A 22459-nucleotide genomic window follows, 5' to 3' on the forward strand; every position below is an offset into this window, starting at 1 on the left:
GCCCCTTCGTGCAGAGCTGCAAAATTTCACGGCCTAATAGTTTGCAGTGAGTGCAAGAATCTGCCTACTCTGATCGGGTGAGTCAGGCAGAGGGTGGGTTGCGGGAGCGGAAGAAGCTCCAGACGAGGGCGGCGCTGACCGAGGCCGCGCTGCGGCTGGCGCTGGCCAAGGGGCCGGACAACGTCACGGTCGAGGAGATCGCCGAGGCCGCCGACGTGTCGGTGCGGACGTTCTTCAACTACTTCCCGCACAAGGAGCACGCGATCCTCGGGCGCAATCCCGCGCACCTGGAGCGGGCGCTGGAGCTGATCGCCACGGCGCCGGCCGAGCAGTCGCCGCTGTCCACGATGTCGCTGATCGTTCACGACGTACTGCGCGACCTCATCAGTGAGGGGGCGTTGTCGCGGCGCGGTGAGCTGATCATGGGCTCGCCGAGCCTGCTGTACCACCTGATGCTGTCGAGCATGGACGACGAACGGCAGCTGTCCGAGGCGCTCACCGAGCGGATCGGTGACCCGCTCCGGGCGCGGCTGATCGTCACCAATGCCGGGGCGGCCTGCCGGGTCGCCGTCGAGATGCACAAGGACACTCCGGGCTCGGTCCCGGCGGACCTGGTCGACGCAGCGTTCCAACTACTTGCTCAGGGCCTCGACCCTGACTATCAGAAAGGTTCTTCATGACGACGACCTCGGCCGAGGGGACCGGTTCGGTCGCGGCGCTGACGCCGCGGCAGACCGTGCAGGCCATCTCGGGTCTGATGATGGGGCTGTTCGTGGCGATCCTGGCCGGCACCGTGGTGTCGACCGCGCTGCCGCGGATCATTCACGACCTGGGGGCGAGCCAATCGTCGTACACCTGGGTCGTCACCCTCGAGCTGCTCGCGATGACGGCCACCGTGCCGTTGTGGGGCAAGCTCGCCGATCTCTACAACAACAAACTGCTGCTCCAGTTGTCGCTGGGCTTCTTCGTGGTCGGCTCGCTGGTCGCGGGTTTCGCCCCGAACATCGAGGTCCTGCTGGGCAGCCGGGTTCTGCAGGGTCTGGGCGGCGGCGGATTGACCGCGCTGGTGCAGATCGTGATGGCGGCGATCATCCCGCCGCGTGAGCTCGGCCGGTACTCCGGAATCTTCGGTGCCGTCTTCGCCTCGGCGACCGTTGGTGGGCCGCTGCTCGGTGGCTTCCTGGTCGACTCGCCGCTGGGCTGGCGAGCCTGCTTCCTGGTCGGTGTGCCGTTCGTGCTCGTCGCGATGTTCCTGCTGCAGCGCACACTGCATCTGGCGACCGTGCGTCGAGAAGTGAAGATCGACTGGTGGGGCGCGTTCCTCATTACGGCCGGTGTCAGCATGCTGCTGGTCTGGTCCTCGTTCGGCAGCAAGCTCGGCTGGGTGTCGCTCGAAAGCTTCCTGCTCGTCGCCGGGGCTCTGCTGGTGCTGCTGGTCGCAGTGCTCGTCGAGCGCAAGCACCCCGAGCCGATCATCCCGATGGACCTGTTCCGCAACCGCACAGTCAGTCTGTCCATCGTCGCCAGCGCGCTGGTCGGTGTGGCGATGTTCGGTGGCTCGGTGTTCCTGGCGCAGTACTTCCAGATCGCCCAGGGCTACTCGCCGACCGCCGCCGGCCTGATGGGCCTCCCGCTCATCATCGGCATGATGGGCGCCTCCACGGTCGCCGGTGGCCTGATCACGAAGACCGGCAAGTGGAAGATCTACCTGGTCGCCGGCAGCGTGCTGCTGCCGATCGGACTGGCGCTGTTCGGCACGATCGACGCGCAGACCTCGAAGTACGTGCTGTGGGGCTTCATGCTCGTCCTCGGTGTCGGCATCGGCCTGGTCATGCAGAACCTGGTCCTGGCCGCGCAGAACGACGTACCGGCTCGTGAGCTCGGTGCGGCCACCTCCGCGGTCAGCTTCTTCCGCAGCATGGGCGGCACCATCGGCGTCAGCGTCCTCGGCGCCATCCTGGCCAACAACATCGCCGAGACCCTAAACCCAGGCGGCGGCGCGACCGGCGGCAGCGGCGCCGTACCGAACATCGCCGAGCTCCCACCCGCCATCCGCACCGTCGTCGAGAACGCCTACGGCGACGCAACCGCCGAGCTCTTCATGATGTCGGTGCCGTTCGCGGTCCTGGCCCTCATCGCCGTCGTCTTCATCAAGGAGAAGCCACTCCTCACCACCTCCGGCGCCGAACGCCGCGCGGCCGAAGAAGGGGAGCCTGACAAACTGGATGCATGATCGTCGCATTCAGCATCAGCCCCCTGTCAGGTGACGAGACCGGAGGTGTGAGCGACGCGGTGGCCGAGGCCGTTCGCGTCGTTCGCGCCTCCGGTCTTCCCAATGAGACCAACGCCATGTTCACCAACATCGAAGGTGAGTGGGATGAGGTGATGGCCGTTGTGAAGCAGGCTGTTGAGGCGGTGGCGGCGGTTTCGCCTCGGGTGAGCTTGGTGTTGAAGGCCGATATTCGGCCTGGGTTCACCGGACAGCTCACTGCGAAGGTGGAGCGGATCGAGCAAGCGCTGGCGGATTAGTGCGATGAGTTGAGGATCGCCACGGCTTCGGCGTGGCGGTTTTCGCGTTCGGCGGCTCGGAGGAAGTGGACTCGGTCGACGAGGACTTCTTCCAAGTCGGGGTGCTGCTGGAGCAGCGCGATGGACTCGTCGGTGAACTCGTCGAGGGGCATCCAGGTGGGGTCTGGGTCGGCGCCGTTCAGGAGGTTGGTCTGGACGGCGGGTGGGACCAGTTCGATCACCTGGATGCCGGTGTCGGCCAGTTGCAGGCGGAGGCTCTGGGTGTAGCTGTGTACGGCGGCCTTGGTGGCGTTGTACGTCGGGGTCAGGGCCAACGGGACGAAGGCCAGGCCGGACGAGACGGTGATGATCGCCGCGTCGGGCTGCTGGAGCAGGTGCGGGGTGAAGGTCGCGATGGCGCGGATCGTGCCGAGCAGGTTGATCGCGATGGTCTCTTCGGCGACGGCCAGGTCGGGGGTATGCAGGTCCTCGTCGCGCATGATGCCGGCCATCGTGACCAGGACGTTGATGTCCGGGTACTTGGTGGTGACGGTACTGAGGGCGTCGGGGTCGGCGACGTCCAGGACGAGGCCTTCGATGTTGTCCTCGGTGGCGATCTGGTCGAGGAGGTCCTTGCGGCGGCCGCTGATGATGACGGTGTTGCCGAGGTCGCGGAAGCGACGGGCGAGTTCGAGGCCGATACCCGACGTACCGCCGGTCAGGAAGATCGTGTTGCCAGTGGTTTTCATGGCTCCAGCCTGGAAGCGGATGCCGGGGGCAACCAGGTCGCATTCAGCCACTGCTCGGCAAGCAGTGGATAACTTCGCGCGGGTGGTCACACTGGAGACATGGAGTACGCCGATCTGTCCGATTTCCTCCGCAAACGCCGGGAGGCCCTGCAGCCCGAGGATGTCGGGCTGCCGCGCGGCCGACGACGCCGTACGCCGGGACTGCGGCGCGAGGAGGTCGCCGTACTGGCGTCGATGTCGACCGACTACTACAGCCGGCTCGAAGGTGGTCGCGGGCCGCAGCCGTCGGTGGAGATGCTCGCTGCGATCGCTCGCGCGCTGCGGTTGACGCTGGACGAGCGGGATCATCTGTTCGTGCTCGCCGGGCAGGGTGTGCCGCCGCGGACCACGCGTGCTTGTCATGTCGATCCCGGGATGTTGCGGATCATGGATCGGCTGCAGGACACCCCGGCGCTGTTGCTGAACCGCTGCGGTGAGACGGTCGCGCAGACGCCGGCCCATATCGCGTTCGCCGGTGAGCAGACCAACTACGAGGGTCTCGATCGCGCCGAGGTCTATCGCTGGTTCGCGTACCCGGATTCGCGGTCGCTCTACAGCGAGCCTGAACTGTCCCGGCACAGCCGGATGCTGGTCTCGATGTTGCGACAGGTCGCCACCGCCGACGGCCCCAAGTCGTACGCCGCTTCGATGGCGACCGCGCTGGCGAAGCTGAGCGCCGAGTTCGCGGCGATCTGGGACGCGCACGAGGTGGTTCCGGCGCACAGCCGGACCAAGCGCTTCCGGCATCCCGTCGTCGGGGAGTTGGAGCTGTACTGCGAGGTGATCAACAACTCCGATCAGCAGCAGATCCTGATCGTGTTCACCGCGGAGCCGGGCAGCGAAAGCGCCGAGCGGTTGCGGCTGCTCGGGGTTTTGGGAAGTCAGTCGATGAGCTCTGGACAGGACTTTCGTCGGGAGTTAATTTAAGTCCCGACGTCTCGGAATGCCCTTTCCGGGATCGCCCTCCGGAAAGGACCGCCCCATGCCTTCCGCTCGCTTCCGCCTGCCCGCACTCGTCCTCGCGCTGCTCCTGATGGTGGCCGGGCTGACGGGTTCCGCGGCCGCTCAAGTTCAAGCGACCTTCAACGTGCTGGCCTTCTACGACGGCAACACCCAGGACGCGGCGCACAACGACTGGGTGAAAGAGGCCAATCAGCGGTTCCCGCAGTTCGGCGCGCAGAACGGCTTCACCTATACCGCGACCAATGACTGGAATCGGCTGAACAACCTGCAGGCCTCGCAGTACCAGGTGGTGATGTTCCTGGACAACCGGCCGTGGGCCTCGTCGCAGATGGCGGGGTTCCAGCGCTACATGGAGAACGGCGGCGGCTTCTTCGGCTTCCATGTGAGCAACTACAACGACGCCAGCCAGGGCTGGCCGTGGTTCAACAACACGCTGCTCGGCACCGGCCGGTTCAAGTCGAACACCTGGCACCCGTCCGCGGTCACGCTGAAGGCCGAGAACCGCTCGCACCCGTCGCTGGTGAACACCGGCGCGACGTTCCGGTCGTCGGTCAGTGAGTGGTACGGCTGGACGAACGACCTGCGGCAGAACCCGAACATCCAGGTGCTCGCCTCGATCGACCCGTCGAGCTTCCCGGTCGGCGACCAGGCCGGCAACATCTGGACGTCGGGCTACTACCCGATCGCGTGGACCAACAAGAACTTCAAGGTCATCTACGCGAACTGGGGTCACAACGCGATGAACTACGACACCAACACCCGGCTCTCGTCGACGTTCGACAGCGCGGCACAGAACCAGTTCACGATGGACGCATTGAAGTGGCTGGGCGGTGGCGGTACGACGCCGCCGGTCGACCAGCCGGCCCCCGGCACCTGGTACTCGGTCGCGAACAAGGCCAACGGCAAGTGCCTCGACGCCCGCGCGGCCGGTACTGCCAACGGCACGGTCATCCAGCAGTACAGCTGCAACGCGACCACCGCGCAGAACTTCCAGTTCCAGCCGACGTCCGATGGCTTCAATCGGGTCAACAACCGCAACGACGCCACCAAGGTGATCGACGTGAGTGGCGTGTCCACCGAGGACAACGCCGGTCTGCATCTGTGGACCTACGGCGGTGGCACCAACCAGCAGTGGCAAGCAGTCTCCGAAGGCGGCGGCTACTTCCACTTCGTCGTACGGCACACCAGCAAGTGCCTGACCGTCCCGGGCGGATCCAGTGCCGACAGCACCCAACTAGTGCAGTCCACGTGCAATGGCGGCACTGCTCAGTCTTTCAAGCTGACGGCAGCCTGATCCTCGCCTAGTCTGCGGCCCATGAGAATCCTGCGTGTGGCCGCAGTTGCGGCAGGAGGTCTGCTGGTGCTGTCTCAGGTGATCCCGGCTCAGGCGGGTGGCGGGCCGTCGTACAAGTGGGAGGTGACGCCGACGGGGAGTACGGCGCAGTTCCGCGGGCTGTCGGCGGTTAGCAAGGATGTCGCCTGGGTCGGTGGGTCCGCGGGGCAGGTGCTGCGGACTGTGGATGGTGGGAAGCACTGGCAGAACGTCAGCCCGGCTGGTGCGGAGACTGTTCAGTTCCGGGATGTGCAGGCGTTCGATGCGCAGCGGGCGGTGATCCTGTCGATCGGGCCGGGGACCGACTCACGTGTCTATCGGACCGTGAACGGCGGTAAGAGCTGGACGGAGACGTTCCGCAACACCGACGAGAAGGCGTTCTACGACTGCATCGCATTCAATGACAAGAGTCGTGGCCTAGCGCTGAGTGACCCGGTGGACGGCAAGTTCCGGATCGCCGCGACCAGCGACGGCGGCGAGTCGTGGAAGGTGCAGCCGAACGACGGGATGCCGGTGGCGCTGCCCGGTGAGTTCGCGTTCGCCGCGAGCGGGACCTGCCTGGTTGCGGGCCCCGGCCGTACGGCGTGGTTCGCGACCGGCGGCGGTGATCGGCCGCGGGTGTTCCGCACGGTCGACGGTGGTCGGCACTGGACGGCGTCCGATTCGCCGATGGCCAGTGGCGAGGCGGCCGGCATCTTCAGCCTCGCGTTCCGCGGCTCGTCGTTCGGGGTGGCGGTCGGTGGCGACTTCCTGAAGCCGACCGAGGCCGTCAAGGCCGCATCGGTCACGTACGACGGGGGCCGCACCTGGAAGCTGGTCCCGGCGGACAAGGCGCCGAAGGGGTATCGGAGTGGATCGACGTTCCTGCCGCCGACGGTCAGTCGGTCGCTGACCACGGTGATCGCGGTCGGTCCGTCCGGCAGTGACGTCAGCCGCGATGGCGGCCGGAGCTGGACGCAGTTCTCCGATGGCAACTTCGACAGCGTCGAGTGTGGTGGTCACGGTGTCCAGGCAGGTTGCTGGGCATCGGGCGCCAAGGGTGCGGTCGCGCGGTTGGTGGTCGGCCGGTGAAGCGTGCGCTCGTCGGGCTGGTCGCGTTGATGATGACGATTCCCGCGATGGCCGCGGCCCAGCCCGACGGTGGTCGGCCGGGTCGGGACCTCACCGTGATGACGTACAACATCCACCATGGCGCGGGAGTGGACGCCGTACTCGATCTGGAACGCATCGCCGCCCTGATCGAGCAGAACGGCGCGGACGTCGTCGGACTGCAGGAAGTCGATCGGCACTGGAGTGAGCGGAGCAACTGGGTCGATCAGCCGGCCTGGTTCGCCAAGCGGCTGAAGATGCACTACGCGTACGCCGCGAATCTCGACCTGCCGCCGGTGAACCCGGGGGAGCCGCGCCGCCAGTACGGTACGGCGATCCTGTCGAAGTACCCGATCAAGGACTTCACCAACACGCTGCTGCCGCTCTACCCGGGCAGTGAGCGGCGCGGTCTGGCCGTAGCCACGCTGAAGGTTCGGGGCAGCGAGCTGCGGTTCGCGAACACGCATCTGACGAACATCAACCCGCCTGAGCGGCTCGAGCAGGCGCAGAAGGCGGTTGAGCTGCTCGGCCGGTCCCGGAAGGCCACGCTGCTGGTCGGCGACCTGAACGCTCGGCCGGATACGCCGGAGCTGAAGACACTGACCGACGTACTGGCTGACACCTGGGTCGAGGTCGGGGTCGGCCCCGGCTACACGATCGAGGCGAGCAACCCGACCGCCCGGATCGACTACCTGCTGCACAGTCCGCAGCTGGTCCCGAAGAAGGCCGCCGTACCGGTGAGCTTGGCCTCGGACCACTTGCCGGTGGTTGCCTCGTTCACCCTTCGCTGACCGTCCCCAGCGGTTCAGATGCCCGTCGACCTCGGTCGGCGGGCATCTTTGCGTGGAATTACAAGCTTGTAGTTTGTCAAGTCGACACGCAGGTGAAACAAAGATACTTGTGGGAAAAGTGTTCCCAATGGGGCTATAGGCAACTAGTGTCACGTATGTGGTCCAGGAGGACCAAAAGCGCTCATGGGGCCAGGGAAGGGCACCGTGACCGGGTGGAAGGAACTACCAGATGCGCGGCACTGGGAAGACCGGTAGGGCGGTGCTCTCACGGGCAGGGCTCTCCGGTGTGCTGGCGGTCTGTCTGGCCGGCTCCATGATGGTGGTTCCGGTCACGGCACAGGCGAAGCCGAAGCCGCCGGTGATCCCGTCGCAGGCCGCTGTCGACCGGGCCAAGGCGGCCGCTGCCGACAAGGCCGGGCAGGTCAAGGCGATCGAGCAGCAGCTGGCCGCGGCCGAGGCCCGGCTGGAGCAGCTCGGGATCCAGTCCGGGATTGCCGACGAGGCCTACAACGGCGCGGTCTACCGGCTCGAGCAGGCCAAGAAGGAGGCCGCTACGGCGGCTGAGCGGGCGGCCAAGGCCGAGAAGACGCTGAACACTCAGCGGCAGCAGATCGGCCGGTTCGCGGTCGCGTCGTACCAAGGTGGTGGCGACATCGCGAAGCTGGCGCCGCTGTTCACCGCGGAAGGGCCGCAGCAGCTGCTCGACTCGGCCGGTACGGCGCATACGGTGTCGAGCGCGATGCAGGGTTCGTACCTGCGCTACTCGGCGAACCAGGTGGTCACCAACCTGTTCAAGGTGCAGGCCGACCAGGCCGTCACCAAGGTGAAGCACGCGACCGAAGAGGCCGCCAAGGCGAAGAAGGCGGCCGAGGCCGCCGAGGCTGCGCAGTCGGCCGCGGTGACCGCGATGGGTGTCCAGCGGCAGCAGTCGATCGCGCAGCTGGCCGTCCTGCAGAACACATCCGTACAGGTCGCCGCACAGCGGCAGCGGGGGCTCGAGGAGCTTGCGCGACAGCGCGCCGCCGCAATTGCCGCTCAGAAGGCAGCCGAACTGCGCCGCAAGATCGAGGCCCGCGAGGCCGCCGAGCGCGCCCGCGAACGGGCTCGGGAGGCCGCCGAGCGTGCCCGTGAACGCGAGCAGGGTAAGAAGAATCCCGGCAAGAAGAAGCCGCCGCGGGAGCGCCCGGGCAACGGTGGGAACGGCGGTTCGGGCCGCGGCGCGAGCCGTGCGATCGCCTTCGCGCTGTCCCAGCTCGGCGACATGTACCTGTGGGGCGGCACCGGTCCGTCCCGCTGGGACTGCTCGGGTCTGATGATGGGCGCCTGGAAACGGGCGGGCGTTCAGTTGCCGCACTACAGCGTGGCGCAGTACGAGCAGACCCGGCACATCGACGAAGACGAACTGCGGCCGGGCGACCTGATCTTCTGGTCGATCGACCCCAACGACCCCGGCACCATTCACCACGTCGCGATGTACCTCGGCGCCGGCCGGATGATCCACGCACCGCGGTCCGGTAAGCCGGTCCAGATCCAGAGCGTCTACTACTGGGAACCCCCGGACTTCTTCGGGCGCCCGTGATGAATCCCTTGCGAAGCAGGGCGATGATCGCCACCGCGATGTCCTGGATCCGCCGGACCCCCAACGAGGTGAGTGCTCCGTTGGGTGCCGTCGGCAACGATATTGAGTCGCCGTTGCCGAGTGCGGGTGCGCCCGACACCGTGGAGCCGATAGCGGGCCGGAACGAGTTCACGTCGTACTCGCTGATCGGCTGGTAGGCATCAGGTCGTGGCGATCAGGCGGCCGAGGGCAACACGAGCGTCGAGTGCCTTGTGGAGTTCCTGTACGTCGGCCAGTCGGTAGCTGGCGTGGACGGCGGGCTGGAGTTCGCCGGACTGCCAGTGGCGAGTGACCTCGGCGATGTCGTTGCGGGCCAGGTCCGGGCGGGCGGCTCGCCAGGCGAGCATCGAGAGGCCGGTCACGGACCGGAGGTTGAAGAGGGCGGAGGCCGGGACGGTCGGCAGTTCGCCGGTGATGGCGCCGTACGTGACCATCGTGCCGAGTGGGCGAACCAGGTCGAGGCCTTGGTTGAAGACGGTTCCGCCGACCGAGTCCAGGACCGTGTCGACACCGTCGGGGGCCAGGCTGCGGACCTGGGCCGGCCAATCGGGGTCGGTCAGGTCGACGGCCTCGGCGCCGAGTGATCGGATGAAGTCCAGTCGGGCGGGCGAGGACGCCGTACCGATGATTGTCTTGGGGTCAAAGGTGCGGGCGAGCTGGACGGCGAGGTGACCGACTCCGCCCGCGGCTGACTGGATCAGCACGGTGCCGCCAGCCGGGACCCGGCCTGCTTCGAGGAGGCGGAGGGCGAGCGGTCCGGACATCGACATCATCGTCGCGGCTCCGGCGTCGGCTCCGTCGGGAATCGTGGCTAGGAAGGCGGCATCCAGTACGGCGTACTCGGCGAAGGCGTCTTCGGACAGCCCGGCCACTCGGTCGCCGACCGCAAACCTGGTGTCCGGGCCGAGCTGGGTGATTCGGCCGACCACATCGCCGGTGAGCTTGCCGGGCAGCGGACGCGGCCACGGGCTGGTGCCGGAGCGGAAGACGCCGTCGATCGCGTTCGTCCCGATCGCCTCGACCTCGACCAGGACCTGGCCGGTGGCGGGTGTGGGGACCTCGACGTCGTCGAGCTGCAGGACCTCGGGGCCGCCATGGGTGTGGTAGCGCACTGCGCGCATGAACTACTCCAGACTGTGGGTGCTGTAAATAATGGGTGATACCCACGATATCTCAAGAGTCTTACAGTGGACAGGTGCAGAAATCGCCGAACCACCGCCTGGCCGATCGGGTGCTCTGGGCGTTGGGGCGGGCGAGTCTGCAGTCCCAGCGGCTGGTCCGGCAGCACATGCTCGAGGCGGGCGTGCGGACGCAGCACTACCACGTGATGGCCAGCCTGGACGGCGACGGTGAGGCGGCTCAGGCGACGCTGGCCGACCGGATCGGTCTCGACCGCAGTGACCTCGTCAACGTGCTCGACGAGCTGGAAGAGGTCGGGTACGTCGCGCGCCGGGTCGACCCGGGTGATCGGCGGCGCAAGATCGTCGCGATCACCGCGGCCGGCCGCAAGCAGCTGGTGGCGATGGACCGGCTGATCTACGCGGCCGAGGACGAACTGCTGGCGCCGCTCACCGCCGCGGAGCGCAAGGTACTGCTCGGGCTGCTCAGCCGGGTCAGCGGGGAATGACGAACCGCCGGCGCCGCAGTAGCGGGCCGGCGGTCAGGTGGTGCGGTCAGTGGCCTTCGGTCTTCAGGCGCTCGAAGGAGGCGCTGATCTCGGCCTCGGCGTCGGCGCGGCCGACCCAGGTGGCGCCCTCGACGGACTTGCCCGGCTCCAGGTCCTTGTAGACCTCGAAGAAGTGCTGGATCTCGAGGCGGTCGAACTCCGGCACGTGGTGGATGTCGCGCAGGTGCTCCTGGCGCGGGTCACCGGCGGGGACGCAGAGGACCTTGTCGTCCGGGCCCTTCTCGTCGGTCATCCGGAACATGCCGATCGCCCGGGCCTTGATCAGGCAGCCGGGGAAGGTCGGCTCGGTCAGCAGGACGAGCGCGTCCAGCGGGTCGCCGTCCTGGCCCAGGGTGTCCTCGATGAAGCCGTAGTCGGACGGGTACTGAGTGGCCGTGAACAGGGTGCGGTCGAGCCGCAGCCGGTTCGTCTTGTGGTCCAGCTCGTACTTGTTGCGGGTGCCCTTGGGGATCTCGATGAAGACGTCGAACTCCATACGGCAGATACTGTCACGGTTCGGACCGACCAAATGACAGGAGCAGCCCGGTGGCCCGTCCTCCTCGTGCGGTGTTCGTCACGCTGCTCGCCTCAACCCTGTGTCTCGGGCTGGCGGGCGGGGCGAGCGCCACTGTGCAATCTGCTGGGGTATCCGCCCCCGCAGTGCTCACTCCGGCCACGCCGGAGGGTGCAGCGCCGACTACGGCGGGTGTGCAGCGGGCGCTGGCCGCAGTCCTCGCGGACCCGTCGCTGGGCAAGCATCGCGGTGTTTATGTGTACGACGTCGACCGCGGCAAGGTGGTGTTCTCGACCGGTGCAGCGACGACGTACACACCTGCGTCGACGCTGAAGCTGTTGACCACGGTCTCGGCACTGTCCGCGCTCGGACCGGAGCACCGGTTCACCACGAAGGTGGTCAGCGGGGGCAAGGGCTCGATCGTGCTCGTCGGTGGCGGCGACCCCCTGCTGACTGCGAAGCCGTCGGACGGCTACCCGACCCGCGCGACACTGTCGGCCCTGGCCGCGAGCACGGCGAAGGCTCTGAAGGCGCAGGGTGTCACCAGCGTCACCCTCGGGTACGACGCTTCCCTGTTCACCGGCCCGGCCGGCAACGCGAAGTGGGAGTCGAACTACCTGCCCGAAGGCATTGCCGCGCGGACGTCGGCGCTGTGGGTGGACGAGGGGCGGATCGCGAAGGGGATGTCCAAGCGGTCGGACTCGCCGTCGCAGGCCGCGGCCATTGCCTTCAGCAAGCTGCTGGTGGCCAATGGCATCAAGGTCGCGGGTGCTGCGAAGCCGAAGACCGCACCGGCTGGTGCGGAGGCGCTGGCGAAGGTGGCGTCGCCGACTGTCGGGCAGATCGTCGAATACGTGAACCTGCACAGCGACAACGACGGTGCGGAGGTGCTGCTGCGTCACGTCGGCCTGGCGACGAAGAACGGCGGCTCGTACGCCGGGGGCGTCACTGGGCTCGAAGAGACGCTCACCAAGCTCGGACTGAACGTCGGCAAGGCGCAGATCTACGACGGCAGCGGTCTGACCCGGACGAACAAGGTCCCGCTCGATCTGCTGGCCGGTGCGGTCCGGGTGGCCGCTTCGAAGGACCACCCGGAGCTGCGGCACCTTCTGACCGGACTGCCGATCGCAGGCTTCACCGGTTCGCTGGAAGACCGCTTCGGCTCAGCCAGCGCGGGCGCTGGAACCGGACTGGTCCGGGCGAAGACCGGCACGCTGACTGGGGTGCACAGCCTGGCCGGAATGGTCCGGACGCGGAGCGGCACGTTGCTGGCGTTCGCTGTGGCGAGTGACAGCGTCCCGGTCGCCAAGACGCTCGACGCCCGGGCCGCACTGGACAGAGCAGCCGCTGCTCTGGCCAACTGTGGGTGCTGAGGCTTGTTCCATGACCTAGGGTCAACTTATGAGTACGGCGGACGGCGATACTGCGGCTGAGATGGTCGACTGGCAGCTGGCGACCGGTGTGGCGCGCAAGCTGCTGCGCCCGGGCCCGGTGGTCAGCCGGGCCGAGGCGGACCAGGTGGTCGCCGAGCTACGCCAGTTCGCGGTCGACTCCGAGCAGCACGTCCGTGACTTCACCGGGCTGCGGGCCACGTCGGCCACTGCGCCGGTGGTGATCGTGGACCGGCCCGGCTGGGTCCAGGCGAACGCCGATGGCTTCCGGACCGTGATGCAGCCGCTGGCGGACAAGCTGCGCGAGAAGGCCGAGCGGAGTGGCGGGCTGTCGTCCGCGGTCGGTTCCCGGGTGACCGCGATCGAGGCCGGTGCACTGCTGGCGTTCCTGTCGTCCCGTGTGCTCGGTCAGTTCGACCCGTTCTACCCCTCGGAGCCTGACCCGGCTCGGCCTGACCTCACCGGCCGGCTGCTGCTGGTCGCTCCGAACGTCATGCAGGTCGAGAACGAGCTGGGCGTCGTACCGCGGGACTTCCGGTTGTGGGTGTGTCTGCACGAGGAGACGCACCGGGTGCAGTTCACCGCGGTTCCGTGGCTGCGGGACCACCTGCGCTCCGAGATCGGGCTGTTCCTCGACCAGGCCGAGCTGGACGCATCGGCGTACGCGGCGATGTTCCGGGAGGCCGTGCAGCGGCTCGGGCGGTCGGTGCGTGGTGAGGCCGACCTGAGCCTCGTAGACCTGATGCAGTCGCCGGAGCAGCGTGCGGTGCTGGATCGGTTGACCGCGGTCATGTCGTTGCTGGAGGGTCATGCGGACTTCGTGATGGACGGGGTCGGGCCGTCGGTGATTCCGACCGTGGACGCCATCCGGTCGAAGTTCACCTCCCGGCGCCAGGGCGGGAACCCGGTGGACCAACTGCTGAAGAAGCTGCTCGGACTGGACGCGAAGCTGAAGCAGTACAAGGACGGTGCCGCGTTCGTGCGGCGCGTGGTGGAGCAGGTCGGCATGGAAGGCTTCAACCGGGTCTGGACCGGGCCGAACACACTGCCCACCAAGAACGAGATCGCGAACCCCGATGCCTGGGTCAGTCGACTCCACGGCTGAGTCCGGCGGTAAGACCGCCGAGGAACTGGTCGCCGAGCGCCGCGGCCGGCTGCATCCTGCGATCGCGCGCACTCGCGAGGCGGTGCGATCCGGCCTGTCCGATCTGCCGACCGGAACTACCGCTCTGGTCGCCTGCTCGGGAGGGACCGACTCACTCGCGCTTGCTGCCGCGACTGCGTTCGAGGCGCCGAAGCTGGGGCTGCGGGCAGGGGCTGTCATCGTCGACCACGGTCTGCAGCCGGACTCCGCCCAGACTGCGGAGATCGCTGCGGAGCAGTGTCGCGGGCTGGGGCTCGATCCCGTCCAGGTCCGCGCGGTAGAGGTCGGCGGCGAGGGCGGTCCGGAGGGTGCGGCCCGAACAGCCCGGTACGACGCTCTGCGGGCGGCCGCTGACGAGTTCGGGGCGGACGTCGTACTGCTGGCGCATACGCGAGACGACCAGGCGGAGACTGTCTTACTGGGGCTAGGACGCGGTTCCGGGGCCAGATCGCTCGCTGGGATGGCCGCGGTCGCCGGACTGCTCCGACGGCCGCTCCTGGAGGTTCCACGCGCCACTACGGCAGCAGCCTGTATCGCGGCCGGCCTGCGGCCCTGGCATGACCCGCACAACGACGACCCGTCGTACACGCGGGTCCGGGTGCGCCATGAGGTGCTGCCGGTGCTCGAAGTCGCTCTGGGACCTGGCGTGGTCGAAGCGCTGGCCCGAACGGCCGGACTGCTTCGGGCGGACGCCGACGCCCTCGACATGCTGGCGGCAGACCTCGCGGAGACGGCAGTACGTCGTACTGATGGGGAGGTGTTGTGTGACGTCGGGATGGTTGCCGACGAGCCCGCTGCGCTCCGCACGCGGGTCCTGCGGCAGGCGGCGTTGGAGGCCGGCTCCCGAGCCACTGACCTGAACGCAGGCCACGTCGCAGCCGTCGACGCGCTGATCACCGACTGGCGCGGTCAGCGCTGGATCGACCTACCCCAAGGCGTCCGCGCCATCCGCCGTGGCGGATTCATAATCTTCGGTCCGGATATGACAGGCTGACGCCCGTGGATGCGGCGGACATCGAGAAGGACCTGACCCAGATCCATTACACCGAGGACCAGATCCTGGCGAAGCTGCGGGAACTGGCCGGTCGGATCGAGGAGGACTACCACGGCAAGGACCTGCTGCTGGTAGGCGTTCTGCGCGGGGCGGTGATGGTGATGGCCGACCTGGCTCGGTCCTTCACGCGGCACGTGGAGATGGACTGGATGGCGATCTCGTCGTACGGGTCGGGCACCAAGTCGTCCGGCGTGGTGCGGATCCAGAAGGACCTGGACACCGACATCACCAACCGGCACGTGCTGATCGTCGAGGACATCATCGACACCGGGCTCACGCTGAGCTGGCTGGTCAGCAACCTCGAGTCGCGCAAGCCGGCCTCGCTGGAGCTGTGCACGGCGTTCGTGAAGCCGGGCGCGGCCAAGATGCAGGTCCCGGTCAAGTACGTCGGGCTCTCGCTGCCGGACGAGTTCGTCGTCGGGTACGGGCTCGACTACGCGGAGAAGTACCGGAACCTGCGCTGTGTGGCGACTCTGGCCCCGCACGTCTACTCCTGACCCGCACTTGGTGACAGCCTGTACAACAGGTCGTACCGTCTATCGGTGACCCTCGTGGTCGGCCACCTTGCCCGGCACGAGACACTTGGACTGGTAGTACCGTCTCAAGCCCGCGAAACCCGGGCCTGCCGAGCTAGGAGGGACGGGGCGTAGGCCTCGATCATGGACGTGAAGCGCATCTTCCGCGGACCCCTGTTCTGGATCATCCTCGCCTTCCTGGGCGTGCTGGTGATCGGACAGCTCCTGACCGGCTCGTCCGGCTACAAGACCGAGCCGACCGGTGAGGTCGTCAAGGTGATCAAGCAGGCCACCGACGCCCCGGCCGGCGAGAAGGTGATCAAGACCGTCACCCTGGTCGACCCGAACCAGGAGATCCGGCTCGAGAAGGCCGACGGCACCAAGATCCGGGCCTACTGGGTGGACGGCCAGGCGAACTCGCTGGGCGCGTCGCTGCAGGACCTCTACCAGAACGGCAAGGTCGAGAAGTACAACGTCGAGAACCCGAAGCCGAGTTTCATCGGCCAGGTGTTCCAGACGCTGATCCCGTTCCTGCTGATCGCGGTGGTCTTCATCTTCCTGATGAACTCGATGCAGGGCGGCGGCTCGCGGGTGATGAGCTTCGCGAAGTCGAAGGCCAAGCTGATCACCAAGGACACCCCGAAGACCACCTTCGCCGACGTGGCCGGCTGTGACGAGGCGATCGAGGAACTCGGCGAGATCAAGGAGTTCCTCCAGGAGCCCGGCAAGTTCCAGGCCGTCGGCGCCAAGATCCCCAAGGGTGTGCTGCTCTACGGCCAGCCCGGTACCGGTAAGACCCTGCTGGCCCGTGCGGTCGCGGGTGAGGCCGGCGTGCCGTTCTACTCGATCTCCGGTTCGGACTTCGTCGAGATGTTCGTCGGCGTCGGTGCCTCCCGGGTGCGCGACCTGTTCGAGCAGGCCAAGACCAACGCGCCGGCGATCGTCTTCATCGACGAGATCGACGCCGTCGGCCGGCACCGTGGTGCGGGCCTCGGCGGTGGGCACGACGAGCGCGAGCAGACGCTGAACCAGCTGCTGGTCGAGATGGACGGCTTCGACGTCCGCGGCGGTGTGATCCTGATCGCGGCCACCAACCGGCCCGACGTCCTCGACCCGGCCCTGCTGCGGCCCGGCCGCTTCGACCGGCAGATCGCCGTCGACGCGCCGGACCTGCCGGGCCGTGAGCAGATCCTGAAGGTGCACGCCCGGGGCAAGCCGATGTCGCAGGACGTCGACCTGACCGCGGTCGCCCGCCGGACACCGGGCTTCACCGGTGCCGACCTGGCCAACGTGCTGAACGAGGCGGCCCTGCTGACCGCCCGCTCGAACATGCAGGTGATCGACAACAAGGCGCTGGACGAGGCGATCGACCGCGTGATCGCGGGCCCGCAGCGTCGTACCCGCTTGATGTCGGACAAGGAGAAGGTCCTCACCGCGTACCACGAAGGTGGACACGCCCTGGTCGCCGCGGCGCTGCCGCACTCCGACCCGGTGCACAAGGTGACGATCCTGCCGCGCGGCCGGGCGCTGGGTTACACGATGGTGCTGCCGGACGAGGACAAGTACTCGACCACCCGCTCGGAGATGCTCGACAAGCTGGCCTACATGCTCGGTGGCCGCGCCGCCGAGGAGATGGTCTTCCACGACCCGACCACCGGCGCCAGCAACGACATCGAGAAGGCGACCGCGCTCGCCCGTGCGATGGTCACGCAGTACGGCATGACCGAGCGGCTCGGTGCGATCAAGTTCGGTCAGGACAGCGGTGAGCCGTTCCTGGGCCGCGACCTGGGCAGCCAGCGCAACTACTCCGAGGAGATCGCGGCCGCGGTCGACGAAGAGGTCGGCAAGCTGATCCTGAACGCGCACCAGGAAGCCTTCGACATCCTGGTCGAGAACCGCGCGGTGCTGGACCACCTGGTCGAGGAGCTCCTCGAGAAGGAGACCCTGGACAAGGGCCAGATCGCCGAGATCTTCGGCCCGATCGTGAAGAAGGACCGGCGGCCGGCCTGGACCGGGTCCTCGACCCGGATCCCGTCCGACCAGCCCCCGGTGATGCCGCTGCCGACCGCGCAGCAGAACGGCTCACTGTCCGACGTACTGCCCGGTGGGTCGGTCGGCCCGGACGAGTCGGTCAACCCGCCGAACTACGGTGGCGGCCCGACCCCGCCGTTGCCGAGCGAGTGATCTAGCGCTCTTCGAAGCCCCGCCATCCACCAGGTTGGCGGGGCTTCTGCTTACGCTGACCGAATGACGTCGCCGAACTTCGATCATGCCCGGGCCGAGCGCGCGATCCGGGAGCTGCTGTTCGCGATCGGGGAGGACCCGGACCGCGACGGCCTGCGGGACACCCCGGCCCGGGTGGCGCGCTCGTACGCCGAGATCACCGCCGGCCTCGGTCAGCGGCCCGAGGACGTGCTCAGTACGACGTTCGAGCTCGAGCACGACGAGATGGTCCTGGTGAAGGACATCGAGGTCTGGAGCGTCTGTGAGCACCACCTGGTCCCGTTCACCGGCGTCGCCCACGTCGGCTACATCCCGAACCGCGACGGCCGGATCACCGGCCTGTCCAAACTCGCCCGCCTGGTCGACGTCTACGCCAAACGCCCCCAGGTCCAGGAACGCCTCACCACCCAGATCGCCGAATCCCTGGTCGAACTCCTCGAACCCCGCGGCGTCATCGTCGTGATCGAGTGCGAACACCTCTGCATGACCATGCGCGGCGTCCGCAAACCCGGCGCCAAAACCATCACCTCCGCCGTCCGCGGCCAGCTCCGCAACCCCGTCACCCGAGCCGAAGCCATGAGCCTCATCGTCGGCTGACGATGAGCTGACCGCGACCGAGGAGAACGATGGAGGTGTCGACGGCTTCGGCCGCACGCAGGGATCTGCTTCGGCTGATCGCGCAGGTGAATGATGACCGGACCCGGGTGTTGATCACGTCGGAAGCCGGCGATGCCGTGCTCATGTCACTCGACGAGTACCGGGCCTTGGCGGAAACAGCGCACCTCCTGGGGGTACCGGAAAATGCGCGCCGACTGCTCGAGAGCCTGCGCCAGGCTCAGCCGAGCACGACCGCAACACCGTGAGCTGCCTGCCGTGCGGCCGGCATGAGCTTCCCATCGAGCTCAGTGCGTAGCTCCATTGAGACTCGGTCGTTGGGGATTGTGAGCTGGTAGCTGTGGACATTCCGTTCCGATGCGTTTACTTTCCGTAAGGGCGTTCGATCGACGGGGAACGGGCGCCGGCGGTGAGGAGGACAAGGAATGTCGGGGCGTTACCGGGTCGGCGCCGCACTCGCCGGCGCTGCTGTACTGACAGCCGCCGGGTTGGTGGCGGCCAACTGGGCCACTGCGGATGACGCCAAGCGTCCAGTGGTGGACGGGCCGCGGGTGGAGCCGACGAAACTCGTCGGACAGTCCACCGCTCAGAAGGCTGCAACGAAACTAACGGCGGATGCGCTGCAGAGTGAGCTTGGGTCGCGGGCGGTCGGCAGTTATTACGACAACGCGGGTGAGCTGATTGTCGCGGTGTCTGATGTGGCGACGGCCGAGCTGGTCCGGGCTGCTGGGGCGGTGCCGAAGTTGGTGCGTTTTACCGCTTCCGAGCTGAACTCCGTGCAGGCCGAGCTGAACCGGCTGGCGGTCAAGTCGCGGCCGGGCAAGGTGCGGTCCTGGTACGTCGATCCGATCAGCGGCACGGTCGTGGTCAGCGTTCCGAAGGGGGCGCACGATGTGTTCACCGAGCGGTTCCTGGAGCGGGCCAAGGAGCACGGCGACCAGGTCACGGTGCGGACGGTCTACGGCAAGGTGACGCCGACGGCTGATGACTTCAGCCTGCGCGGCGGCCTCCAGGTCGACAAGAACACCGGGTATGTCTGCTCGCTCGGCTTCAACGCCCGCAGCAGCAAGGGCACCCGGGTCTTCCTGACGGCCGGCCACTGCACCTCCGGCAGACCGTCGTTCTCGCGCAACGGCTACATTCTCGGCAACACGATCACCTCAAGCTTCCCGGGCAACGACTTCGGCAGCGTGGACGTGATCGAAGGCTGGGACCAGCAGGGGTACGTCGAGGGTTGGGGTTCCGGCAGTGTCGCGGTGTACGGGACGGCGAGTCCCACGGTCGGATCCGAGCTGTGCAAGTCGGGCAAGAGCACCGGGTGGACCTGCGGCCGGATCGTTGCCAACAACGTGACGGTGAACTACGGCAACAACCGCGTCGTCCGCGGCCTGTTCCAGCACACCGCCTGTGTCGAGTCCGGTGACTCCGGTGGCGCCAACATGACCGGCAACTACGCCCAGGGCATCACCAGCGGCGCGGCGCTGATCGACGGCAAGTGCCTGGACAAGTCCAACCGCCCCAACGAGTCCTACTCCCAACCGATCGAGGAAGCCCTCCGCGGCACCCAGACCAGCCTCGTCCTGGGTAGCTGATTAGGTGCCGCGTGGGCGGTGGCATTTGGCACTAGCGGCGCCTGGGCACGCACCTCGCGGCACTTGAGTCACGCCGACGATGAACACCGCATCGACGACGCGCCTCAAGCACCACGATGCACGCACCCAGCCACCGCTATCGCTCAAATCCCACCGCCCACGCGACACGGCTGTCGGTGCCGCCCACTACGGTGGGCGGGTGGGAATCGGGTCGTGGGGTCACGTGGACGGGCTACCGGTGCTGGACCGGAGCCTCGTCATGGGTGTCGTGAACGTGACACCGGACTCGTTCTCCGACGGCGGTGAGTGGTTCGAACCTGCTGCCGCGATCAAGCACGGCCGCGAGTTGCTCGCCGAGGGCGCCGACCTGCTCGACGTGGGTGGTGAGTCGACCCGGCCAGGTGCCGTGCGGCCGGCCCCGGCCGAGGAGATCCGCCGGGTGCTGCCGGTGATCGAGACACTGGCCGCCGAGGGCGCGCTGATCTCGGTCGACACCATGCGCTCCGAGATCGCCGCGCTGGCCCTCGATGCCGGGGCCGCGATGATCAACGACGTGTCCGGCGGCCAGGCCGACCCGGACATGCTCGCGCTGGTCGCAGAACGCCGTACGCCGTATGTCTGCATGCATTGGCGCGGGCATTCGATCGACATGCAGAACAAGGCCGAGTACGGCGATGTGGTCGCCGAGGTGATCGCCGAGCTGGGCGAGCGGATCGAGGTGATGCGCGCGGCCGGGGTCGATCTGGACCGGGTCGCGCTGGACCCCGGTCTCGGCTTCGCGAAGAACGCCGACCACAACTGGGAGATCCTCCGCCGGCTGCCGGAATTCGCCGTACTGGGCCGGCCGTTGCTGATCGGTGCGTCCCGGAAGGCGTTCCTCGGTAGGCTGCTCGCCGACGAGCAAACCGGCGAACCCAGACCGGCCGTACGACGAGACGATGCGAGCGCGGCCGTTACCGCCCTGGCCGCCGCCGCGGGTGCCTGGTGTATCCGGGCGCATGCGGTGGCCCCCAGCGTGGACGCGGTCCGAGTGGCGAAGAGATGGGGAACCGTATGACGGACGGATCCGGGAGCCCCCGGCCGAGTGAAGGCGCCCGCGGGACGACGGTCGAGGACGTCGTGCTGAACGCCAACACCGCGTTCTACAACGCGTTCGAGGCCGGCGACCTGGATCTGATGGCGGCCGTCTGGCTGCCGGAACCGGACCCGGTCTGCATCCACCCCGGCAACGCCGCCATCTACGGGTACTCCGAGATGATGCGGGCCTGGGCGATGATCTTCGCGAACACGCCGTACATCCAGTTCTTCCTCACCGACGTCCAGGTGCGGGTGGATGAAGACGTGGCATACGTCACGTGTACGGAGAATGTCCTGTCGTCGGGTGAAGGTGCTCCGGAAGAGGGTTTCGCGGGCGGCAAGGCGCTCGCCACCAATGTCTTCCGCAGAACTTCCACCGGCTGGCGGTTGTGGATCCACCATGCCTCCCCGGTACTGTCGTCTGGGGGTCAACCGGAGGAGGCGGAATGAGTAGTCCCGTGCTCCCTCCTGACGTGATTGAAATCCGGGGCATCCGGGGGTTCGGACGCCACGGGGTGTTCGAGCACGAGCGGGCCGACGGGCAGGAGTTCGTCGTGGACGTCCGGCTGGAGCTGGACACCCGTCCCGCGGCGGCCTCCGACGACCTGGCCGACACCGTGAACTACGGCGTGGTGGCCGAGCAGGTGCACCGGGCGATCGAGAACGACCCGGTGGATCTGATCGAGACCCTCGCCCAGCGCATCGCCGACCTGTGTCTCGCCGACCGGCGGGTGACAGCGACCGCGGTGACCATCCACAAACCCTCGGCGCCGATCTCGGTGCCGTTCGACGACGTTGTCCTGACCGTGCAGCGCAGAGCCGGAGAATTCTCGTGACCGAGACCCCAAGTCCTTACGTCATCGACGCGGACACCCTGAGTGGTGGCCTCAAGCCGATCCGCCAGGTGATCCTGTCGCTCGGCAGTAATCTCGGCGACCGTGAGGCGAACCTGCAGGGCGCGATCGACGCGCTGCGGGACACCCCGGACGTCGTCGTGGTCGATGTCTCGCCGGTCTACGAGACCCAGCCGATCGGCGGTCCGGACGAGTCCGGCCCGTATCTGAACGTCGTCCTGCTGGCCGACTCGACGCTGTCGGTCGAGCTGCTGCTGGACCGCGCGCACGCGATCGAGCAGGCCTTCGGCCGGGAGCGCAGTGTGAAGGGCGCGCCGCGGACGCTGGACGTCGACCTGATCACCTACGGCAAGAAGACGATCGAGTCCGAGGAGCTGACCATCCCGCACCCGCGGGCGCACGAGCGTGCGTTCGTGCTGGCGCCGTGGCTGGACATCGAGCCGGACGCCGTCCTGCTCGGGCACGGCCCGGTCGCGGAGCTGCTGGAGAAGGTCGGCACCGAAGGTGTGACCAAGCTCGATCTCGAGCTCCAGTAGTGGCCTCCGGCGGTCCCGAGTCCGGTCGCGCTCCTGGTTCCGGCCAGGAACCACGGCGTCCGGGCTCGGTGCGGCCGACCTCTCGGCGGCTGCTGGTGGCGATCGCCGTACTGGGTGCCGCGGTCGGTTTCACGATGATCAAGGCGATCGAGGCCGGCGACGGTGTCGCGCCGAACATCTCCTGGCTG

General features: G+C 67.6%; 25 protein-coding genes. 22 read left to right on the top strand and 3 right to left on the bottom strand.

Annotation, left to right across the window (positions count from 1 at the left end):
- Nucleotides 1-77 precede the first annotated feature (77 nt).
- Genes ABD231_RS13065 through ABD231_RS13075 form a run of 3 tightly spaced genes read left to right on the top strand, consistent with a single transcriptional unit; the run spans nt 78 to nt 2529 of the window.
- Nucleotides 78-680, top strand: coding sequence for a TetR family transcriptional regulator (locus ABD231_RS13065; protein ID WP_344149920.1), 603 nt, complete (start codon nt 78-80; stop codon nt 678-680).
- Complete coding sequence (locus ABD231_RS13070; protein ID WP_344149922.1) at nt 677-2233, top strand: MFS transporter; 1557 nt, start codon at nt 677-679, stop codon at nt 2231-2233. Before ABD231_RS13065 ends, ABD231_RS13070 begins: the two co-directional genes overlap by 4 nt.
- On the top strand, nt 2230-2529 hold the full coding sequence (locus ABD231_RS13075; protein ID WP_344149924.1) for a thiamine-binding protein: 300 nt from the start codon (nt 2230-2232) through the stop codon (nt 2527-2529). Before ABD231_RS13070 ends, ABD231_RS13075 begins: the two co-directional genes overlap by 4 nt.
- Here the strand turns inward: ABD231_RS13075 and ABD231_RS13080 are convergent.
- Complete coding sequence (locus ABD231_RS13080) at nt 2526-3257, bottom strand: SDR family oxidoreductase (RefSeq protein WP_344149926.1); 732 nt, start codon at nt 3255-3257, stop codon at nt 2526-2528. The two genes, ABD231_RS13075 and ABD231_RS13080, sit on opposite strands and share 4 nt — an antisense overlap.
- 99 nt (nt 3258-3356) lie before the next feature.
- Here ABD231_RS13080 and ABD231_RS13085 point away from each other — a divergent pair, with 99 nt between their 5' ends.
- The 6 genes from ABD231_RS13085 to ABD231_RS13110 all read left to right on the top strand — a co-directional run bounded on the left by ABD231_RS13085 (nt 3357) and on the right by ABD231_RS13110 (nt 9248).
- Entirely contained in the window at nt 3357-4223 is an 867-nt protein-coding gene (locus ABD231_RS13085; RefSeq protein ID WP_344149928.1) for a helix-turn-helix transcriptional regulator, read from the top strand.
- Nucleotides 4224-4278: 55 nt separating this feature from the next.
- On the top strand, nt 4279-5553 hold the full coding sequence (locus tag ABD231_RS13090; protein WP_344149930.1) for a ThuA domain-containing protein: 1275 nt from the start codon (nt 4279-4281) through the stop codon (nt 5551-5553).
- Between the two features lie 21 nt (nt 5554-5574).
- On the top strand, nt 5575-6663 hold the full coding sequence (locus ABD231_RS13095) for a WD40/YVTN/BNR-like repeat-containing protein (protein ID WP_344149932.1): 1089 nt from the start codon (nt 5575-5577) through the stop codon (nt 6661-6663).
- On the top strand, nt 6660-7472 hold the full coding sequence (locus tag ABD231_RS13100; protein WP_344149934.1) for an endonuclease/exonuclease/phosphatase family protein: 813 nt from the start codon (nt 6660-6662) through the stop codon (nt 7470-7472). The genes ABD231_RS13095 and ABD231_RS13100 overlap by 4 nt, the downstream gene beginning before the upstream one ends.
- A gap of 229 nt (nt 7473-7701) precedes the next feature.
- Nucleotides 7702-9051 (top strand): C40 family peptidase, encoded by a 1350-nt coding sequence (locus ABD231_RS13105; RefSeq protein ID WP_344149936.1) that lies wholly within the window; start codon nt 7702-7704, stop codon nt 9049-9051.
- A complete protein-coding gene (locus ABD231_RS13110) occupies nt 9051-9248 on the top strand; it encodes a hypothetical protein (protein WP_344149938.1) in 198 nt (65 codons plus the stop codon). Before ABD231_RS13105 ends, ABD231_RS13110 begins: the two co-directional genes overlap by 1 nt.
- Nucleotides 9249-9251: 3 nt before the next feature.
- On the opposite strand, the gene ABD231_RS13115 is transcribed toward ABD231_RS13110, so the two are convergent.
- Nucleotides 9252-10211: a quinone oxidoreductase family protein gene (locus ABD231_RS13115; RefSeq protein WP_344149941.1), complete on the bottom strand. Its 960-nt coding sequence runs from the start codon at nt 10209-10211 to the stop codon at nt 9252-9254.
- Nucleotides 10212-10285: 74 nt separating this feature from the next.
- On the opposite strand from ABD231_RS13115, the gene ABD231_RS13120 reads away from it, so the two are divergent.
- Nucleotides 10286-10717 (top strand): MarR family winged helix-turn-helix transcriptional regulator, encoded by a 432-nt coding sequence (locus ABD231_RS13120; RefSeq protein ID WP_344149943.1) that lies wholly within the window; start codon nt 10286-10288, stop codon nt 10715-10717.
- 46 nt (nt 10718-10763) lie between these two features.
- Here the strand turns inward: ABD231_RS13120 and ABD231_RS13125 are convergent, their stop codons facing one another.
- Nucleotides 10764-11252: an inorganic diphosphatase gene (locus ABD231_RS13125; RefSeq protein WP_344149945.1), complete on the bottom strand. Its 489-nt coding sequence runs from the start codon at nt 11250-11252 to the stop codon at nt 10764-10766.
- A gap of 50 nt (nt 11253-11302) precedes the next feature.
- Here ABD231_RS13125 and dacB point away from each other — a divergent pair, with 50 nt between their 5' ends.
- The 12 genes from dacB (at nt 11303) to folK (ending at nt 22271) form a co-directional block, all read left to right on the top strand.
- On the top strand, nt 11303-12643 hold the full coding sequence (gene dacB, locus ABD231_RS13130; protein WP_344149947.1) for a D-alanyl-D-alanine carboxypeptidase/D-alanyl-D-alanine endopeptidase: 1341 nt from the start codon (nt 11303-11305) through the stop codon (nt 12641-12643).
- Nucleotides 12644-12671: 28 nt separating this feature from the next.
- Nucleotides 12672-13766 (top strand): zinc-dependent metalloprotease, encoded by a 1095-nt coding sequence (locus ABD231_RS13135; RefSeq protein WP_344149949.1) that lies wholly within the window; start codon nt 12672-12674, stop codon nt 13764-13766.
- Nucleotides 13738-14799, top strand: a complete 1062-nt coding sequence (gene tilS, locus ABD231_RS13140) for a tRNA lysidine(34) synthetase TilS (protein ID WP_344149951.1) — start codon at nt 13738-13740, stop codon at nt 14797-14799. Before ABD231_RS13135 ends, tilS begins: the two co-directional genes overlap by 29 nt.
- A 5-nt stretch (nt 14800-14804) precedes the next feature.
- Nucleotides 14805-15356 (top strand): hypoxanthine phosphoribosyltransferase, encoded by a 552-nt coding sequence (gene hpt / locus ABD231_RS13145; protein ID WP_344149953.1) that lies wholly within the window; start codon nt 14805-14807, stop codon nt 15354-15356.
- A gap of 162 nt (nt 15357-15518) precedes the next feature.
- On the top strand, nt 15519-17558 hold the full coding sequence (gene ftsH, locus ABD231_RS13150) for an ATP-dependent zinc metalloprotease FtsH (protein WP_344149955.1): 2040 nt from the start codon (nt 15519-15521) through the stop codon (nt 17556-17558).
- A gap of 63 nt (nt 17559-17621) precedes the next feature.
- The gene (folE, locus tag ABD231_RS13155; protein WP_344149957.1) at nt 17622-18194 is read left to right on the top strand and encodes a GTP cyclohydrolase I FolE; all 573 of its coding nucleotides are present in this window, start codon (nt 17622-17624) and stop codon (nt 18192-18194) included.
- Between the two features lie 29 nt (nt 18195-18223).
- On the top strand, nt 18224-18460 hold the full coding sequence (locus ABD231_RS13160; protein WP_344149959.1) for a type II toxin-antitoxin system Phd/YefM family antitoxin: 237 nt from the start codon (nt 18224-18226) through the stop codon (nt 18458-18460).
- Nucleotides 18461-18637: 177 nt separating this feature from the next.
- Nucleotides 18638-19804 carry a S1 family peptidase gene (locus ABD231_RS13165; RefSeq protein ID WP_344149961.1) on the top strand — a complete coding sequence of 389 codons (1167 nt, stop codon included), beginning with the start codon at nt 18638-18640 and terminating at the stop codon, nt 19802-19804.
- A gap of 259 nt (nt 19805-20063) precedes the next feature.
- A complete protein-coding gene (gene folP, locus ABD231_RS13170) occupies nt 20064-20861 on the top strand; it encodes a dihydropteroate synthase (protein ID WP_344150121.1) in 798 nt (265 codons plus the stop codon).
- Nucleotides 20858-21331 carry a nuclear transport factor 2 family protein gene (locus tag ABD231_RS13175; RefSeq protein ID WP_344149963.1) on the top strand — a complete coding sequence of 158 codons (474 nt, stop codon included), beginning with the start codon at nt 20858-20860 and terminating at the stop codon, nt 21329-21331. The genes folP and ABD231_RS13175 overlap by 4 nt, the downstream gene beginning before the upstream one ends.
- On the top strand, nt 21328-21717 hold the full coding sequence (gene folB / locus ABD231_RS13180; protein WP_344149965.1) for a dihydroneopterin aldolase: 390 nt from the start codon (nt 21328-21330) through the stop codon (nt 21715-21717). Before ABD231_RS13175 ends, folB begins: the two co-directional genes overlap by 4 nt.
- A complete protein-coding gene (folK, locus tag ABD231_RS13185; protein ID WP_344149967.1) occupies nt 21714-22271 on the top strand; it encodes a 2-amino-4-hydroxy-6-hydroxymethyldihydropteridine diphosphokinase in 558 nt (185 codons plus the stop codon). The genes folB and folK overlap by 4 nt, the downstream gene beginning before the upstream one ends.
- Nucleotides 22272-22459: the final 188 nt, after the last annotated feature.

This window comes from Kribbella yunnanensis, assembly GCF_039529655.1.
Lineage (GTDB): Bacteria > Actinomycetota > Actinomycetes > Propionibacteriales > Kribbellaceae > Kribbella > Kribbella yunnanensis.

Coding starts and splice junctions, on each gene's coding strand:
- ABD231_RS13070 (WP_344149922.1), top strand. CDS start 677: ATGACGACGACCTCGGCCGAGGGGACCGGTTCGGTCGCGGCGCTGACG.
- ABD231_RS13075 (WP_344149924.1), top strand. CDS start 2,230: ATGATCGTCGCATTCAGCATCAGCCCCCTGTCAGGTGACGAGACCGGA.
- ABD231_RS13080 (WP_344149926.1), bottom strand. CDS start 3,257: ATGAAAACCACTGGCAACACGATCTTCCTGACCGGCGGTACGTCGGGT.
- ABD231_RS13085 (WP_344149928.1), top strand. CDS start 3,357: ATGGAGTACGCCGATCTGTCCGATTTCCTCCGCAAACGCCGGGAGGCC.
- ABD231_RS13090 (WP_344149930.1), top strand. CDS start 4,279: ATGCCTTCCGCTCGCTTCCGCCTGCCCGCACTCGTCCTCGCGCTGCTC.
- ABD231_RS13095 (WP_344149932.1), top strand. CDS start 5,575: ATGAGAATCCTGCGTGTGGCCGCAGTTGCGGCAGGAGGTCTGCTGGTG.
- ABD231_RS13105 (WP_344149936.1), top strand. CDS start 7,702: ATGCGCGGCACTGGGAAGACCGGTAGGGCGGTGCTCTCACGGGCAGGG.
- ABD231_RS13110 (WP_344149938.1), top strand. CDS start 9,051: ATGAATCCCTTGCGAAGCAGGGCGATGATCGCCACCGCGATGTCCTGG.
- ABD231_RS13115 (WP_344149941.1), bottom strand. CDS start 10,211: ATGCGCGCAGTGCGCTACCACACCCATGGCGGCCCCGAGGTCCTGCAG.
- ABD231_RS13125 (WP_344149945.1), bottom strand. CDS start 11,252: ATGGAGTTCGACGTCTTCATCGAGATCCCCAAGGGCACCCGCAACAAG.
- ABD231_RS13135 (WP_344149949.1), top strand. CDS start 12,672: ATGAGTACGGCGGACGGCGATACTGCGGCTGAGATGGTCGACTGGCAG.
- tilS (WP_344149951.1), top strand. CDS start 13,738: ATGCCTGGGTCAGTCGACTCCACGGCTGAGTCCGGCGGTAAGACCGCC.
- ftsH (WP_344149955.1), top strand. CDS start 15,519: ATGGACGTGAAGCGCATCTTCCGCGGACCCCTGTTCTGGATCATCCTC.
- folE (WP_344149957.1), top strand. CDS start 17,622: ATGACGTCGCCGAACTTCGATCATGCCCGGGCCGAGCGCGCGATCCGG.
- ABD231_RS13160 (WP_344149959.1), top strand. CDS start 18,224: ATGGAGGTGTCGACGGCTTCGGCCGCACGCAGGGATCTGCTTCGGCTG.
- ABD231_RS13165 (WP_344149961.1), top strand. CDS start 18,638: ATGTCGGGGCGTTACCGGGTCGGCGCCGCACTCGCCGGCGCTGCTGTA.
- folP (WP_344150121.1), top strand. CDS start 20,064: ATGGGTGTCGTGAACGTGACACCGGACTCGTTCTCCGACGGCGGTGAG.
- ABD231_RS13175 (WP_344149963.1), top strand. CDS start 20,858: ATGACGGACGGATCCGGGAGCCCCCGGCCGAGTGAAGGCGCCCGCGGG.
- folB (WP_344149965.1), top strand. CDS start 21,328: ATGAGTAGTCCCGTGCTCCCTCCTGACGTGATTGAAATCCGGGGCATC.